At 48.4% G+C, this 16,567-nt stretch carries 16 protein-coding genes; 12 read left to right on the top strand and 4 right to left on the bottom strand.

Annotated elements, in window-relative coordinates:
- Nucleotides 1-164 precede the first annotated feature (164 nt).
- The 5 genes from Q0991_RS15755 (at nt 165) to Q0991_RS15735 (ending at nt 4,574) form a co-directional block, all read left to right on the top strand.
- Nucleotides 165-728, top strand: coding sequence for an SRPBCC family protein (locus tag Q0991_RS15755; protein ID WP_299489945.1), 564 nt, complete (start codon nt 165-167; stop codon nt 726-728).
- Nucleotides 729-938: 210 nt separating this feature from the next.
- The gene (glyQ, locus tag Q0991_RS15750; RefSeq protein WP_299489943.1) at nt 939-1,820 is read left to right on the top strand and encodes a glycine--tRNA ligase subunit alpha; all 882 of its coding nucleotides are present in this window, start codon (nt 939-941) and stop codon (nt 1,818-1,820) included.
- 63 nt (nt 1,821-1,883) lie between these two features.
- Nucleotides 1,884-3,029 carry an AI-2E family transporter gene (locus tag Q0991_RS15745; RefSeq protein ID WP_299489941.1) on the top strand — a complete coding sequence of 382 codons (1,146 nt, stop codon included), beginning with the start codon at nt 1,884-1,886 and terminating at the stop codon, nt 3,027-3,029.
- A 43-nt stretch (nt 3,030-3,072) separates the two neighbouring features.
- Nucleotides 3,073-3,432, top strand: coding sequence for a single-stranded DNA-binding protein (locus Q0991_RS15740; RefSeq protein ID WP_299489939.1), 360 nt, complete (start codon nt 3,073-3,075; stop codon nt 3,430-3,432).
- A 161-nt stretch (nt 3,433-3,593) separates the two neighbouring features.
- Nucleotides 3,594-4,574, top strand: coding sequence for a serine/threonine-protein kinase (locus Q0991_RS15735; RefSeq protein WP_299489936.1), 981 nt, complete (start codon nt 3,594-3,596; stop codon nt 4,572-4,574).
- Here Q0991_RS15735 and Q0991_RS15730 read toward each other — a convergent pair.
- Entirely contained in the window at nt 4,525-5,622 is a 1,098-nt protein-coding gene (locus Q0991_RS15730) for an ABC transporter ATP-binding protein (RefSeq protein WP_299489932.1), read from the bottom strand. The genes Q0991_RS15735 and Q0991_RS15730 overlap by 50 nt on opposite strands.
- Nucleotides 5,623-6,194: 572 nt before the next feature.
- On the opposite strand from Q0991_RS15730, the gene Q0991_RS15725 reads away from it, so the two are divergent.
- The 3 genes from Q0991_RS15725 to Q0991_RS15715 all read left to right on the top strand — a co-directional run bounded on the left by Q0991_RS15725 (nt 6,195) and on the right by Q0991_RS15715 (nt 9,257).
- A complete protein-coding gene (locus Q0991_RS15725; RefSeq protein ID WP_299489929.1) occupies nt 6,195-6,533 on the top strand; it encodes a P-II family nitrogen regulator in 339 nt (112 codons plus the stop codon).
- A 58-nt stretch (nt 6,534-6,591) separates the two neighbouring features.
- Nucleotides 6,592-7,470, top strand: coding sequence for a shikimate dehydrogenase (locus Q0991_RS15720; RefSeq protein ID WP_299489926.1), 879 nt, complete (start codon nt 6,592-6,594; stop codon nt 7,468-7,470).
- 218 nt (nt 7,471-7,688) lie between these two features.
- The gene (locus tag Q0991_RS15715) at nt 7,689-9,257 is read left to right on the top strand and encodes a hypothetical protein (protein WP_299489923.1); all 1,569 of its coding nucleotides are present in this window, start codon (nt 7,689-7,691) and stop codon (nt 9,255-9,257) included.
- A gap of 49 nt (nt 9,258-9,306) precedes the next feature.
- Here Q0991_RS15715 and ntcA read toward each other — a convergent pair whose 3' ends face one another.
- A complete protein-coding gene (gene ntcA / locus Q0991_RS15710) occupies nt 9,307-9,996 on the bottom strand; it encodes a global nitrogen regulator NtcA (RefSeq protein WP_299489920.1) in 690 nt (229 codons plus the stop codon).
- A 353-nt stretch (nt 9,997-10,349) separates the two neighbouring features.
- On the opposite strand from ntcA, the gene fabI reads away from it, so the two are divergent.
- From fabI to Q0991_RS25210, 3 genes are all read left to right on the top strand, one after another.
- Nucleotides 10,350-11,126, top strand: a complete 777-nt coding sequence (gene fabI / locus Q0991_RS15705; RefSeq protein WP_299489917.1) for an enoyl-ACP reductase FabI — start codon at nt 10,350-10,352, stop codon at nt 11,124-11,126.
- Between the two features lie 92 nt (nt 11,127-11,218).
- Nucleotides 11,219-12,700 carry a hypothetical protein gene (locus tag Q0991_RS15700; RefSeq protein WP_299489914.1) on the top strand — a complete coding sequence of 494 codons (1,482 nt, stop codon included), beginning with the start codon at nt 11,219-11,221 and terminating at the stop codon, nt 12,698-12,700.
- Nucleotides 12,701-13,197: 497 nt separating this feature from the next.
- A complete protein-coding gene (locus Q0991_RS25210) occupies nt 13,198-13,746 on the top strand; it encodes a pentapeptide repeat-containing protein (protein ID WP_366524975.1) in 549 nt (182 codons plus the stop codon).
- Nucleotides 13,747-13,863: 117 nt separating this feature from the next.
- On the opposite strand, the gene Q0991_RS15690 is transcribed toward Q0991_RS25210, so the two are convergent.
- Complete coding sequence (locus Q0991_RS15690; protein WP_299489909.1) at nt 13,864-14,463, bottom strand: Uma2 family endonuclease; 600 nt, start codon at nt 14,461-14,463, stop codon at nt 13,864-13,866.
- Between the two features lie 266 nt (nt 14,464-14,729).
- Between Q0991_RS15690 and Q0991_RS15685 the strand changes: the two genes are divergently transcribed.
- Complete coding sequence (locus tag Q0991_RS15685) at nt 14,730-15,173, top strand: pentapeptide repeat-containing protein (protein WP_299489906.1); 444 nt, start codon at nt 14,730-14,732, stop codon at nt 15,171-15,173.
- Nucleotides 15,174-15,287: 114 nt separating this feature from the next.
- On the opposite strand, the gene leuB is transcribed toward Q0991_RS15685, so the two are convergent.
- A complete protein-coding gene (gene leuB, locus Q0991_RS15680) occupies nt 15,288-16,376 on the bottom strand; it encodes a 3-isopropylmalate dehydrogenase (protein WP_299489903.1) in 1,089 nt (362 codons plus the stop codon).
- Nucleotides 16,377-16,567: the final 191 nt, after the last annotated feature.

Here is a 16,567-nt window from a genome sequence, read left to right as displayed (position 1 = left end):
GGTTCTGGGCATTGTCGAGGAATTTTCCATCTGTTCAGTCTCTGAATGGAGCGGGGCATACCATCAGTGAGACGAATCTATGCAACAAAAACAAACTTTCTTTATGATTTGTAAAGAATGCCTTGCATTACTCAATCTCAACTGGCGGTTTCACAAGCTCAACGATGCAGACCTCTTTCCCTACGTACCAGTCCCTGGATGCTTTGACAACTCGGCTGTCTAACCTACAAAACCAATCGTTACGGCGGGGAGAAGCCGTTGTTTTGGGTCGTGCAGGGGAATATGTGGCACAAGTTTTGATTGAAAGTGCACCAGAGACAGCTTGGCAGGTTCTGACGGATTTTGAGCATTTAGCCCAGTTCCTACCCAACGTTGCTGCAACCCAAGTGTTGGAAGCATCGGCACAGCGAACAGTGGTTGAACAAACCAATGTTTCCCAAATTCTTTTTGCTCAGATGCAATCTAAGATACGAACCGAGAATAGAGTGATGGCTCCTGGCAAACTGGGCTTTCGCCTGCTTGAGGGAGATCTTAGTCATTTGCAGGGGTATTGGCAGGTTTTACCACTTTCAATGTCTCAGGTATTTGTGATGCAAGTCGTTTCTGCTGAGGCAGATATGGGACTGTTGGAAGGCAGCTTTCATCTTCTGTTTCGAGAGACGTTAAAGCATACCCTAACCGCCATTCAACAAGAAGCTCAGGGAAGAGCCTTACTCCAAGCCGCTTAAAACCTCAGACTTCATCTGAAACAAGCTTTGGATTGGAGACCTCAGGGGGTGACAAGCCACCGACCATTGTTTCAGGGTAAAGATTGTCGCCATCAGCCACCTCTGATCCAGTTTGCGTTCTACAAGATAAGTTCTAAAAAAAGCAACCAAAATGTAAACGAGCCTCGTAGACTAGGTAACTGACACCCATCTACATGCAGGTCAAGCGCTGTGAATTTTCAATCCGTTATTGCCAAACTCCACGAATTTTGGAGCGATCGCGGTTGTCTAATCGTCCAGCCCTATGACATCGAAAAAGGGGCAGGTACCAAAAGCCCCCATACCTTCTTGCGATCTTTAGGCCCAGAGCCCTGGGCCGTCGCCTATGTCGAACCCTGTCGCCGCCCTGCTGATGGTCGCTACGGCGAAAACCCTAATCGGTATCAGTACTACTATCAGTACCAAGTTTTAGTCAAACCCTCACCGGACGATATCCAAGATATTTATCTCGACTCCCTGCGAGTCCTGGGTATTCAGCCCGAAGATCACGATATTCGCTTTGTGGAAGACAACTGGGAAGATGCCGCCGTGGGCGCTTGGGGTGTGGGCTGGGAAGTCTGGCTAGACGGCATGGAAGTCACCCAGTTTACCTACTTCCAGCAGTGCGGTGGCTTGGACTGCCGCCCCGTCTCTATTGAACTCACCTATGGTCTAGAGCGGTTGACCATGTACTTGCAAGAAACCGATGCCATCGCAAAAATCGACTGGAACGGTACCCTCACCTATGGCGATGTTCATCTGCAAGGAGAAATTGAGCAATCCACCTATAACTTTGAAGCCGCTAACCCAGAACTCCTGTTTCAACTCTTTAGTTTGTACGAGCAAGAAGCCCTGCAACTCATAGAGAGAAAATTGGTATTACCCGGATTAGACTACGTGCTCAAATGCTCCCACTCCTTTAATCTCTTAGATGCCAGAGGCGTTATTTCTGTGACGGAGCGAACTCGCTATATTGGCCGCATTCGCCAAATGGCCCGCCAAGTCGCCCAACTCTATCTTCAACAACGTGAAGAATTAGGCTTCCCTTTACTGAAAACGCAGTCCGTCTCCTAAAATTCGGTAAGCAAGAGGGGCGTCCTCCCTTTCAATCCTTGATGTCGATATTGGAGGCAGATTTTGAGTCTAGGGAAATGGATTGGCTTAGTTGTCTTCTTGGTGTCGCTCTATATCCTGTGGGAAATTCGCCAAGTCCTGCTGTTAGGATTTACGGCGGTTGTCCTCGCCTCAGCCCTGAATGGTTTAGTTCGCCAGCTTACTAAGCGGGGATTGAGTCGGGGACTAGCGGTTGCCTTAGCCATCTTTTCCATTGTGGGCGTTGCCTGCATCATCGGCCTATTGGTTATCCCCCCTTTTGTAGCTCAGGCCCAAGAATTGTTGAACCTAGCGCCGCAGAGCTTGACCCGAGTTGAAGAATTGATTGAAGAAGCCCAAGAAACGGGCTTGGCCTTTGGTTTACCGAGCGCTGGCATTGAAATCCCGCTTGACTCCCTGATTGACAATATCCGAGACAAAATTCCAACCGTCGCCGAAACTGCCCTCAATAACTTTTTTGCCTTATTTTCTAACTCCCTCTTGGTCGCCCTGAATATTCTTCTGATTCTGGTGTTGACCATCATGTTCTTGGTCGATCCCGACCAATATCGACGCATCTTTATTCGTCTGTTCCCCTCCTTTTACCGACGGCGAGTCGATTATATTTTGGGGCTGTGTGATGCCGCTCTAGATAACTGGATTGTGGGCATCTTATTCAACATGACCGTTATTGCCGTTTTCAGTGGTCTGGGTCTCTTGGTTCTAGGTGTGAAACTGGTGCTTGCCAATGCTCTGATTGCGGGGCTCCTAGAAGCGATCCCTAATATTGGCCCTACGCTGAGTTTAATCCCACCCATGGCAATTGCCCTGTTGGATGCGCCCTGGAAAGCGGTTGCCGTGTTGATTCTCTACATTCTGATTCAACAGTTGGAACAATATTTGCTGGTTCCGGCGGTGATGGCCAAGCAACTCTCCCTCGCACCCGCAGTCACCTTACTGTCTCAAATCGTTTTTGCCATCTTCTTTGGCTTTTTGGGGCTGCTCTTAGCCTTACCGCTGATGGTAATTGGCCAAATTTGGGTCAAAGAGGTGCTGGTCAAAGATATCTTGGATCGATGGGAAGACCATCGCTTTGACGCCAATGCGGTCTTTACGCCTGATATTGTCTCCCTTGCAGAAGGTTCATCGGATTTACCAACTGTAACGCCGGGTGAGGAAGAATCCAGCTAGAATCGATCAGCAATATGACCAAGTCAGTCTAGGAAAGCCAACCATGAGTTTAAATTTAGTGAGTCTAGTGGGTCGTGCGGGGATGGACCCAGACGTTAAGTATTTTGAGTCTGGCAATGTGGTTTGCAATGTAACGTTGGCCGTCAGACGTCGCTCTCGCGATGACCAGCCTGACTGGTTTAGCCTAGAGTTTTGGGGCAAAAATGCAGAAACGGCTGCTAGCTATGTCCGTAAAGGTAGCCTGATTGGGGTCACGGGGGCCTTAAAGTTTGATCGTTGGCAGGATCGGAACACGGGGGCAGATCGCTCTCGGCCCGTCATTCGAGTGGATCGCTTGGACTTACTGGGTTCTAAACGAGATAGCGATCCCAATGCGGTCAGCACCTATGAGGATGAATTCTAAGGGCGACCCATCTCTATCATTCGGCAGAATTATCGGGAGAATCGTTGGGCTGGGATCAAGAATCGTAATATTTCTAATTAAAAATCGGGGAAAAGCAGCATTTTCTGTGAACTCGTTCTGCCCTGCGGTTATGATGATTTACTGCAGAGCCGAGTATATATATGTTGGGAACCACATTAGCCGATCGCTACAAGATTACTAAAGCGCTCGGCAGTGGTGGATTTAGTAAAACTTATTTAGCGACGGATACCCAGCATCCCGACAAGCGTCGTTGTATTGTCAAAAAGCTACAGCCTGAGTCCGATGACCTATTTACGGTGAAAACCTCTCGCCGTCTGTTTGCTACGGAAGTCAAAGTCCTGAAACGTTTGGGGGATTATGACCAAATTCCTCAGCTTTTTGATGATTTTGAAGCCGATCAAGACTTTTTTCTAGTCGAGCAATATATCGAAGGTCACAATCTCAAGCAAGAATTTGGCTGGCGACGCTGGTCAGAAGCTAAAGTTATTGCCTTTCTCCAAGATGTGCTGACGACCTTGGCCTATGTGCATCAGCGCCGGGTGATTCATCGGGATATTAAACCTGCTAACCTTATTCGACGCAAGAAAGATAAAAAAATTGTCTTGATTGACTTTGGCTCGGTCAAAAATAAACGCCGCATTGCTCAGACCGTTGTCATTGGCACCGATGGCTATATGCCCAGCGAACAGTCCATTGGCCGCCCGAATTTTAGTAGCGATGTCTATGCTGTTGGCATTATTGCCATTCAGGCTCTCACCGGTATCGATCCCACCAAGGGCAAACTGGCCTTTGATCCCAAAACCGGCGAAATTGCCTGGCGACGATATATCTCTGTTAACCCCGTCCTCGGGGACATTATCGATAAGATGGTCCGCTATGATTTCCGCCAACGCTATCCCTCTGCCGTTGAAGCCTTAGCAGCCGTGAATGAATTGATTGAAGAAGTCCCTTCCATTGAAAGACGCCAAATGCTTCAAACAGCAGCATCTTGGGGAGCAGGTTTGCTGGGCGTTGGCTTGGCCTATGGTGCCTTTACGCAGAAATGGTTGTTCCCCAGTGCCAATACCTTGATCAAGCAGCTATTTGGGCCGATCGCACTGGATTCTGAGGAAAAATCCTAAGATGGTGAGGCACAACGGACAAGCTAACGGACGTACCGATGGGTAAGGCTGTAGACGAAATGGAGCGAGCATGCAGTTCTCGTCCCGAGGGTGTCTTGAGGCAATATCGATATTCCCGCCCTAGAAACTGACGATCTCGAATAATGGTCGAAGCGGTTTGATCGGGTTGTAAGATCAGGTCTTCTTGGCGAATCATCACTACCGCTCGGCTATACTCAGCCGATGCGATCTCAAGCGTCTCACTCGCCGCGAAACACCCCACTTCGGTTTGCCAGCCGTTATTTTGGCGCTGCGCCTCTAGAAAATTAGCTTGGGTGACAAATTCTGCCACAAACTGAGACTGGGGATGTTGGTAGATTTCTTCGGGGGTTCCCATTTGCTCAATACAGCCTTGACGCATCACCGCAACTTGATCTGCGATCGCAAGGGCTTCTTCCTGATCATGGGTGACGAAGACAGCCGTCGTACTTGCCGCTTTGAGAATGTCTCTCAGCTCTTGCCGTAAGCGCAGACGCACTTGGACATCCAAATTGCTAAGGGGTTCATCCAACAGCACTAGCTGTGGTCGAGGGGCTAAGGCCCGAGCCAAGGCAACTCGCTGCTGTTGCCCCCCTGATAACTCATGGGGATAGCGATTTTCCATTCCCACCAGTCCGACCAGTTGCAACACCTCAAACTGGCGCTGCTGCTTAACCTGGGTAGAGAGGTGTTTATGTTGCTGCAACCCAAAGGTGACGTTATTCGCAACCGTGAGATGGGGAAATAGGGCAAAATCCTGAAAAACCATGCCAATCTTACGCTGCTCAGGGGACGTCCATCGTCGGGGACTGGCAATGACTTGCCCATTAAGCCATAAGCGGCCCTCTTCAGCTTTTTCAAAGCCCGCAATTAATCGCAGCAACGTCGTTTTGCCACACCCTGAAGGCCCCAACAGGCCCAAGATCTCGCCTGGATTTAAATGAAAAGAGACGTGATTGACAGCAGCAGGCAGTTGAGGGCTATAGCGTTTGGTCAGATTGTCTAATTGTAAGATTGCGGACTCGATCATGAAGATGACAGAAACAGAGAAAAAACGGATCAATCTAATAAGGACAGATGGGAGTTAACGCACACTACAGCAGCATACAAACGGAGCTAAGCGGATTGAACAGAGAAGGCTGACTTGCTGGCGCTTGCCCCTCTCTATTTGGTGATTGGCTCAGTCAACTTAACCTTATTCTCTCCGCAAGGAGGAAGTTTTTGCAACTTATTCTTATTAAGACAGACTTGAGACAGCAATACCCCGGCGTTTGGGGGATTGATAGTGAAGTCTTAGAGGGGAGTGTTCTCAATCTTCACTGCTGGCAGCCTTGAAAAACATTATCCGGTCCGCCCCTCAATAGAAAGCCCCCTATCCAATCAACCCAGTCCCCTCAAACCCAGTCTCCCGTGCAGATTAATCCGCTTCAGGCCTACATTGCGATCGCGACTGGATTCCAATTGATATCTTTTTTTACGACACTTCGTAACGTGGCACACAGGTTTCTAGTCACAAAGATGATGATATTTCCATAAAGTTCAATCGTTTACCCCAGATCATTCATTACATTGAATCTTGTCCCGAAGTTTGGAGCAAAGACCTTGAAAAAAGTTGAAGCGATTATCCGCCCCTTTAAATTAGATGAAGTCAAGATTGCGTTGGTTAATGCTGGTGTTGTGGGCATGACCGTATCTGAAGTCCGAGGGTTTGGTCGTCAGAAAGGACAGACGGAACGCTATCGAGGCTCTGAGTACACCGTTGAGTTTCTCCAAAAGCTTAAGGTAGAAATTGTGGTTGAAGACCATCAAGCCGATATGGTTGTCGAAAAAATTGTCAATGCGGCCCGCACTGGTGAAATTGGGGATGGCAAAATCTTTATTAGCCCTGTGGATCAAATTGTTCGAATTCGCACCGGTGAAAAAGATTTTGAAGCCGTCTAGACGGTTTTGTCTGCCCTTACCCCTCTCTTGAACAAACAGTTACAGCGGTTACCATGTCATGGTGCAGATTTCGGGTGCCACAAAATTACTGGGCGTTATGGGTTATCCCATCGAACATTCTTTATCACCAGTAATGCATAATGCTGCGCTAAGTGCGCTGGCAACCCAACAGGCTCAAGCTTTTTTGGAGTATGTCTATATCCCCTGGCCGGTTACCGCTGAGGCTTTACCCACGGTGGTATCAGGTTTAAAAGACCTGGGATGCCTAGGGTTCAATATCACCATTCCCCATAAACAGGCCATTATCCCCCTCTTAGCAGAAACAACTGCGATCGCACAAACTGTGGGAGCCGTCAACACCGTCTGGCTTACGGATGCCGGGTGGGTGGGAACCAATACCGATGTCCAAGGATTCCTATCGCCGTTACAATCGCTGAATCGGGATTGGCCTCATATCACGCCCTGCATTTTGGGCTGTGGCGGCGCTGCTCGAGCTGTGTTAGCGGGTTGTGCTCAGTTGGGTTGTCCGCACGCGCATGTAATCGGTCGCCAAAATGCAAAATTGGAGCAACTACGAAAGTCGTGCGCAAATACCTTATCCATTGAGATCCACACGCACCTTTGGCAAAAGCTATCCCATTTCTTGCCACAGACTGATCTATTAATTAACACGACCCCCGTGGGGATGTCTCCTCATACGCAAGCCTCTCCGCTATCAGTTGCAGAGGTTCACCTGCTACCCGCAGATGCCATTGTTTACGATTTAATCTACAACCCCAATCCCACCCTATTGTTACAAGCCACTGCTGCGAGCGGGCGTACAGCCATTACAGGGGTCGAGATGCTGGTTCAGCAAGGTGCTGCAGCCCTATCACTTTGGATTAACCAACCTGCTCCCGTAGAGGTGATGCGACAAGCATTGCTCGCCTGTTTTTAACCGCTCTCTGGTTCTTAATAATCTGTCTAAAATACTCTAATCAGAATAAAATAGAGGATTTTAGGCGAAAATCTACAATAAATCTGCAATCAGTTGCTTAGTCTACCTCCAAGATGGGCAAACTGACTCCATAGTTAGTTATAACCACCTCGTGCAGTACACGAGGTTCTTCCTTCGGGGCACAAGTTTGTACAGTTTGTTGGGGGACAAAATATTTTATGAAAGCGTTATTGACTGCAGGGCTAATCGCGCTGACACCCACGATTGCTTTGGCTCAATTTGGATTACCTGTAGACGTACCTGAAGCGCCAGATAAAACTCAGTTCAAACCCAAAGGACTGCCGATTCCCAAGGCCCAAGACCTAAGCCAGGCGTCGCCCAGGGTGACGACCGATTTCACCAAAGCCTATCCCGAAGTAGCCTTATTTGATGATTGGCAGCCTCAACAGATTCAAGCTTTAGCAGATTTACCCCAAGACACCAATGGCAACTACCAACTGAAACCCGGACTGTATGAACAAACCTTCGAAAGCTACAGCCTTCAAGTCGGTGCTTACGCTCCAGGCAAACGGAATGGATATCATTCCGCTCCCTTGCTAGAGGATCAACAAGCCCTGATCAGCTCTCTGCTACAGACTGCAGCCCAGGTTAAGGACATTACCCAATCCCAAATTCAATCTTTAATTTGGGCTATCCTCTCCCGAGCAGAATTCAAAAAACTTTCGCCAGAACTCCAAACAGCGGCGAAGCAACTGCTCCAGCCCAAAGTTATTCAACAGCTGAATCAGCAAGCCTTGGGCCTGATTCCAACCGAAAAACGCTCCGAGGTGTTTGCAAGCCTACCGCAGAAGATGCACAACCAGCTTGAGGCTGAAGCAAGTATGCGGGCCGCACTTAGCGACCAGAAAAAGTACAGCGATTTAGAGCGGATTGCGATTCAGTCCGGTCATCCTAAATCTTCAGTCTTAAAAACCAAAACTCCCCAAGGCCAATGGTCCTATCATCCCAATGGTTTCTTTATACGGTCGATCCCTTCAGGGTATCGCCGTACTCTTGTTCAGTTAGCTGTCCCCGAACGCTATAAAGTCAAGCGAGACCCCCTGGGTCGGATTATAGAGATCTCAGATCCGGCGGGTAACCGCATCGAAACCGATTATGACGATACAACTCAACCTTTAGCGATTCCTGAGGATCCCAACCTTGTTGGCTACGCCTTTGAAGAAATCCGTTTTATCCGTTCACCCGCCAAAACTACTCCACCAGAAACCGTGACCCTCGCCAACATCGGTTGGACGCTGATGCACAACCCTCAAGCTAGCAGCCGTAGCCGCCCGCTCAATGCAATTCCAACCCGGATTGCAAGCAGAGTTGCAAGCCAGCTACAACTAGCTGAAACAATTGACGACTCTTCTCCAGCAACAGTTTTTGCGGCCTGGGAAAAAAGAGCCCAACAAGCCGAGGATCATCAACAGAGGATAGACCGCTATATAAAACGCTGGCAAACCACGTCGAGTAAACCCTCTCGCAAAAAGATTCAACAGCTTGCCGATTTATATCATTATGCTGATGCCATTGCTGATGCCACAGATGATAAAGGGTGGGCCTCCTACAAATGGCTCAAAGGTCACCAAGCAGCTATCTTTCAAGCCTTGCAATACGAAACTGCTTTGCTAGAGAGGGGGAGTCAACCGCCCACTCTCACCTTTAACCCAACATCAACGGTTACCCTCTCTCCTGAGCAACAGCGCCAGATACTAGGATTAGCCAACCGTCCCTACCAACCCTAAGTATTTGCACCATGTGCCTAAACCAAGGTTCTGGCTCAGGCACACCCTACTAGGCAAAACTTTGTCCCAGCATCACAGGATCATGCACGGTGATTTTTTTCTTATGGATCGAAATCTTTTCTTGATCACGAAGATCCCCCAGCAGGCGGGTGACGGTAACTCGGGTGGAGCCGATCGCCTCTGCGATCGCTTGATGAGACAGTTTCAAATCTACGGTAATCCCGTTGCCATTGGGAATACCAAAATCGCGGCAGAGGATCAGTAGAAAGCTAATCAACCGGGATTCCATATCCCGATGGGCTAGCGTCTCAATCATCATTTCCGTTTGAATAATCCGAGAAGATAAACCTCGCAAGAGAACCATCGGTAAATCGGGATCGTTTTGCAAAGCCTTTTCCACTTGTTCAATGGGAACAGACAGTAGCTCAACGGGTGTAAACGCAACCGCATGATAGAACCGATCCGATCGCTGCTTGGTTAACAGGGATAGCACCCCGAAAACACTATTCTCACGCAACAGGGCGACGGTGATTTCTTCACCCGCTTCATACACCCGAGATAATTTCACCGCTCCTTTGATCAAGAAGTACATCCGCTCGGCTGGATCACCGGGAAAAAAGATCGTCTTTCCTCGATCAAATGTTTCGGTAACAGGCGGAAAAACACCACTACCCATATGCCGAAACACGGCTGAAAGCGGATTATCGGGTGTCAATCGGTTAGGGGGAGGCGAGACCATTAACATACTCATACCCTGACTTGATACAGAGGATTTGTTCAGAAGAGACAAGCTAACTATTATTTATTAAGTGCGAAATAAAAATGTTGAACTAGACGTCGCTCCTGTAATCTCAGGATTATGATCAAAGTCAGATTTTTTAAAGGTGCAGTTTACATAAATTAAGCGGTTAGATGGGATTGTTTATGTATCGAAATATACATATATAAAAACTATCCACGGTGGAAGGCCTTATCTGCAAAGATATCAGTTTTGACCACAACTCGTTCTAAGCTAGATCTGGAGCTAAGGTTCGGGCTTCTTTGAATTCATCCTTCTCCTAGCTTGTCATCCGTCTATATCAACCCACGTTCATGCTTGATCTAACTGGAAAAAACGCCCTCGTTACCGGGATCGCCAACAATCGATCCATTGCTTGGGGGATCGCCCAACAACTCCACAGTGCTGGCGCAAACCTTGGCATCACCTACCTCCCAGATGAGAAAGGACGACATGAGTCGAAAGTCAAAAAGCTGGTTGAACCGCTTTCTCCCAGTTTATTTTTACCTTGCAACGTCCAGGATCAAGCCCAAGTCGATGCAACGTTCGACGCCATTCGGCAGCAGTGGGGACGCCTAGATATTTTGATTCACTGCTTAGCCTTTGCCAACAAAGAAGACTTAGGGGGAGACTTTAGCAAGGTTAAAGTCGAAAACTTCAATTTAGCGTTAGATGTAAGTGCCTATTCCCTGGTGCAATTGAGTGCCGCAGCTAAGCCGTTGATGACGGATGGAGGCAGTATCGTAACCCTAACCTATCTGGGGGGTGCCAGGGTGGTCCCCAACTACAACACGATGGGAATTGCCAAAGCCGCCCTGGAAATGAATGTGCGATATTTAGCGGCTGAAATGGGCTCGCAAAAGGTGCGCGTCAATGGCATTTCTGCGGGACCGATTAGAACCCTAGCGTCCTCAGCGGTGGGCGGTATTTTGGATATGATTCACCATGTGGAAGCCGTGGCTCCCCTCCAACGAACAGTCACCCAAACGGAAGTTGGCAATGCGGCTGCCTTTCTATGTAGCGATTTATCCACAGGAATTACGGGTCAAATTCTGTATGTTGACTCTGGGTATTCCATTATGGGCATGTAGTTTGGGCATAAAACAGATGATGTATTCGTAGGCTACAGTAGAATCTTCAGCGCTGAAGACCTCGGTTGGCCTCTAAATTCAGCAAGATCTCTATGAAGAAATGGGCTCACCCCCTGGATCGGATTGCCATATCAGTGATGGTTGGTCTCACACTCTTGATCGGCTGCATCATCATTGGTGGTGACCATACCGTTCCCTATGTTCAAAAGTTTAACTGGCAAGCCAAAAGCGTTGGCATTGAAGACACAGCCTTTATCTTGTCCTTCAATCGCACCATGGATTGGCCCAGTGTGGAACAACATCTCCAAGTCACCCCTGCGCTTCCTGGTAAGCTGAGCTGGTCTGGGCGACGGCTGGCCTATACCTTGACGGAACCCATCCCTTACGGCACGGCATTTGAGGTGGAGCTGGATAAGGTTGAAGAAGCCCGTCGCAGCTCCAATGATCAGCCCAAGGTCATGCAACCCTTTGTGGGGCAGTTTCGGAGCCGCGATCGCGCCTATGTCTACCTCGGGGTCAATGGTGAAGAAGCGGGTCGACTGGTTCTTAATAATTTGACTCAAGCACAAAAAACGGTTTTGACCCCTGCTGAGCTAGTGGTGACAGAATTTAAGCCGTATCCCTATGGCGATCGCATTTTATTTGCAGCCACGGATCGAAACCAAGAAACGCAAGGCAATTTCAATCCCCAGCTCTACACCGTGACGACGGGAATACAGGCCAATCCCCCCGATCTAGATAGCAGCCCCCAACTTGCGCTGGGCCAAATCGATTTAGTTTTGGATAACAAGCAATATCAAATCCTCAAATTTGATTTGGCCGCAGATGGAAGTCGAATCGTGATCCAACGAGCCCCCAAACAAGGAACTGGCTTGGGTCAAGTTTCCCTCTGGCAACTACCCGACGGTGAATCCATCCAACTTCTCGAAAATGTCCAAGGTGGAGATTTTCTGATCGCGCCAGATAGCCGTTCCCTCGTGATTGCACAGGGGCAAGGCCTTGCGATTTTGCCATTAGATAGCCGTACTAATGATCAGCCCCTCGGCTTTCTACCAAAATTTGGTATGGTCCTGAGCTTCGCTAAGGATGGCTCCGCAGCCACGATGGTCAAGTTCAATCCTAACTTTACTCGTTCACTATTCTTAGTCACCAACCAAGGCCAACAAACCGAACTTTTAAAGACCTCCGGTTCAATTCTAAGTGCGACCTTTGATCCCAAAAAGGAGCAACTCTATTGTCTACTCACTCAAGTAAGCGCTGGTGAACAGTATAAAGAAACGCCTTACTTAGCCATGATTGACCTAAAAACCAGACAGGAAAGTCGATTGCTAGACCTGCCCAATCAGCGCGATATTCACGTCTCGTTAGCCCCTGATGGTTCGGCTTTACTATTTGACCAGGCCATTGCAGCAAATCCTGAAACTGATACTCAGTCTGGCAGCGAAGATATGATTCAAACTTCGCAAGGCAGTTCTGTAACGACGAGTAATCTTTGGTTACTGTCCCTCCAAACGGGTCAAGCCCCTCAACCTCAATCAATCGGGTCTGGTTTAAATCCAGTTTGGCTACCCTAGGAAGATCCCAATCTATGATCAGCCTAAGACATAGAGGAGCTAGATCCCATATAGGACTTGCATTTCTCTCCCTATCCCAAGGTTGGGAGAAGAGGGCTGGAGGATGAAGGCCAATCTTCAAGATTCTCGATCTGCCAGCACCAGAAGCTGAGAATGGTTGATTTCTGTACCTATCCCCTCTAGGGAGGGGTGCCCGAAAGGTGGGGTGGGTAGATGGTATGGGTATCTAACCGTTACACGCTTTACTAGCTTGCAGCATCAGTTGTAAATTCAAAAGTTTTAGAGTCTGAAAGCCCTAATTTCTTATTCAGAAAAAGCTCGATTAAGAGGCACAGATAAGCTCCAACAATGTAGAACAATTTTGAATTTATAATTGCTGAAGCAACTGCGAGTTGGCCATTGGGGAGATCGGTGATTTCGATGTTGAGGTTAAATGGAGTGGAATCCTGGAGGAATTGGCTCCAGGTTGGAATAGTTGTGTTTTGCAAGTTGTAGTGATGACTGCTGAGGAATTGTTGGAGCGATATGCTGCTGGGGAAAGAGATTTCCGCCAGAGCAAACTGGAATATACCGATTTGAGTAGCTTCATTCTGAGGGAGTGTGACTTTACTGAAAGCCACTTCGAGAATAGCATCCTCAGAGGTGTTGATTTGACGAGAAGCAACCTGTTTGGCGCCAACTGTGGGGGCGCTGATCTGAGTGAGTCGATCTTGATAGGAACCTCCTTGATAGAGGTGTTGCTGAGCGGTGCCAACTTGAGGAATGCTAATCTCAGCAATGCCGACTTGCTCAACGCTGGGTTGGCTCGGGCGAACCTGATGAATGTTGATTTGAGAAATGCCTACCTGGGTGGCGCCTATTTGAAGGGGGCTAATTTGAGAGGGGCGGCTTTGAGTGATGCTGTTCTTGAGTACGTGACCTTGGTTGATACCAATTTGAGAGGGGCTAATCTGGATGGAGCGAGAGTGACCAATTGTTTCTACAAAAACACTATTCTCCCCAGTGGCACTATTGTGAGTGATGGTACTGCCTTTGGAGATGTCTGAAATATTCACTAAATCAACACATGACCTTTACTCGGAAAAGTGGACAGTCTCATTTAGATTCCCATCACGGCTCGCTGCTTCATGAGCCTTTACGTACAGAAAAGTTTTAAGGTTTAGCTACTTACCCAACTCTATGTGTGCTCGTGGAGAGAGCTGTTCCAGGTTCTCATACAGTTGTGCGATCGCACAGGAAAAGCCAATACTCTCGAAGGTAACGGTGTCACCCGTCTGATAAATGGTTGGCACCCATAGATTGTCAGATTTTCGTTGGAATCGTTCCACCAAAATCTGTTTTTGGTGAATCAGCACATATTCTTCCAGCGCTACAATCGATTGGTAATCAGAAAACTTATCTCCCCGATCAAAAGCTTCCGTTGAATCTGACAACACCTCAACCACCAGCTTGGGATGGAGGATAAAGTCTTGGGTGGAACTGCGGTCTCGTTCATCGCAGGTCACCGATAAATCTGCATAGTAAAACAGGTTGAGGGTGGGTAGTCGGACCTTCATATCCGTCGCATAGGCAATACAGCTAGTCCCACGCAGGTGATTCACCAGCAAGGCAGACAGATTGCCTGTAATAATGACATGGGCTTTACTCGCACCTGCCATGGCCACAATTTGCCCTTGCAAATATTCATGCTTAATGGGACTCACCCGTTCAATTTCTAAATAGTCTTCGGGGGTGAAGTAGGCATAACTTTTAGCAAGGGTCATGGTTCTCGTTTCAATATCCTTGAGGGGCGCTTACCTGCTAGTTTATTCACCCATAATAGCGAGAGTTCAGCTTACTGTAGTTGATGATGGACGATGGGGGTGCGATCTCTTGAGGAAATCCCGTTGAGAGGGTTTAGCCCTGATTCAGGATCCCCTATAGCCTTACAGTCTAAGACGGTTGTGTCTGGGGAGTTGAGGTTAAATGGAGTGGAGTCCTGGAGGAATTGGAGCCAGGTGGGAACCATTATATTTTGCGAGTTGTAGGGATGACTGCTGAGGAATTGTTGGAGCGTTATGCTGCTGGGGAAAGAGATTTCAGTGGGGTCCACCTCAAGACCGAAGCCAGGCTTGCTAATACTAACTTGCAAGGAATTAATCTGAGCAACGGTACTATGATCAGCGCTTACTTGAGAGGTATTAATTTGGAAGGAGCCATCTTGCGAGGTACTAACTTTGCCTTCGGAGACTTGATGGGGGCCAACCTGAGTAATGCCGATTTGGAGGGAGCTATTTTCCAGGAGGCTGTTCTGCTTGGGGCTGTCTTCGAGAATAGCAATCTCAAAGATGCTTTTTTCGGTCTCGCGCTCATTGAAGAAGCTAATTTTAGAGGGGCTATTTTCGACAATACTGACTTCATGGAGTGTATTCGGAACAAGACCATCTGGCCAAATGGGAGAATTATAACTGATCCCAATCCCACCAGGAACTAAAGTACCCTCATGCCCTCATGTACCTCTGCTGCTCGCAAACTAGCAAAATTGGGATTCCTTGAGACTGATCGGAGTTTTGTGTAAGCGATCTAAAATCCATGTTCTATGGAGGATTTAGCCCTGATTCAGAATCTGGATCAGAGTTTCTCCAATAGCCTTACAGCCTAAAACGGTTGTACCCGGTGATTGAATATCCCCAGTCCGATAGCCCTGAGCCAACAAAGTCAGCACCGCAGATTCAACTTTATCCGCCGCCGCAGGCTGATCTAAGCCATAGCGCAACATCATCGCCACACTCAGCACTTGAGCCAGAGGATTGGCCTTATCCTGACCCGCAATATCTGGGGCAGACCCATGAACCGGTTCAAACACCCCTGGACCGTCTGCACCTAAACTGGCCGAGGGTAACATGCCGATACTGCCCGTGAGCATGGCAGCAATATCTGAGAGAATATCGCCAAAGAGATTACTGGTAACGATAGTGTCAAACTGTTTGGGCCAGCGGACCAGCTGCATGGCGGCGTTATCTACATACAGATGAGAGAGTTCCACATCAGGATATTCAGAAGAGAGATCAGTGATGCGATCGCGCCACAGTTGCGACACTTCTAATACATTCGCTTTATCCACCGAACAGAGCTTTCCACCCCGTTTTTGGGCCGTTTCAAAGGCGACTCGACCAATCCGATCAATCTCAGCCACGGTATAGGCCATCGTATTGACGCCGCGTTGTTCTCCTGTTTCGGTGCTAAATACCCCTTTGGGTGAGCCGAAATAGACGCCGCCCGTCAGCTCCCGCACCACCATAATGTCCACACCTTCAACCACTTCTGGCTTTAGACTGGACGCATCAATCAGCTGGGGCAAAATTTGAGCGGGCCTAAGATTAGCAAAGAGTTCTAGCCCTGCCCGTAATCCCAACAGTCCAGTTTCAGGACGAAGGTGACGGGGCATTGTGTCCCATTTATAGCCCCCAATTGCAGCCAGAAGCACGGCATCACTCTGCTTGCAGGCATCTAAGGTTTGTTTGGGTAGCGGGTTCTCCACCGCATCAATCGCCGCTCCTCCAATCAATGCCTCATTAAATTCAAAGGTCAAACTTTGCCGCTGCCCTACAACCTTGAGCACATCAACAGCCACGGCCATAATTTCAGGGCCAATACCATCTCCGGGCAACAACGTAATTCGATAGGACTGAGTCATGATTGTTTCGATAGAAAGCGCACAGGCTATCTATCATATGACGCAGCAATCCCCAACACCACAGAACTTGAAAATCTTCATGACTCTGGCCCTTTTGGGGATGACAAGGTACTTCAAATCTAGAGTCAGCAGTAGATAGGGCAGTGTGATTTCAAAGAAAATAGGGTGGCCGAAACGACTACCCTATCCAA

It is taken from the genome of Acaryochloris sp. IP29b_bin.137 (assembly GCF_028285745.1).
GTDB lineage: Bacteria > Cyanobacteriota > Cyanobacteriia > Thermosynechococcales > Thermosynechococcaceae > Acaryochloris.
The sequence above is the reverse complement of the archived record's forward strand: the minus strand, read 5'-3'. Positions and strand labels throughout refer to the sequence as shown.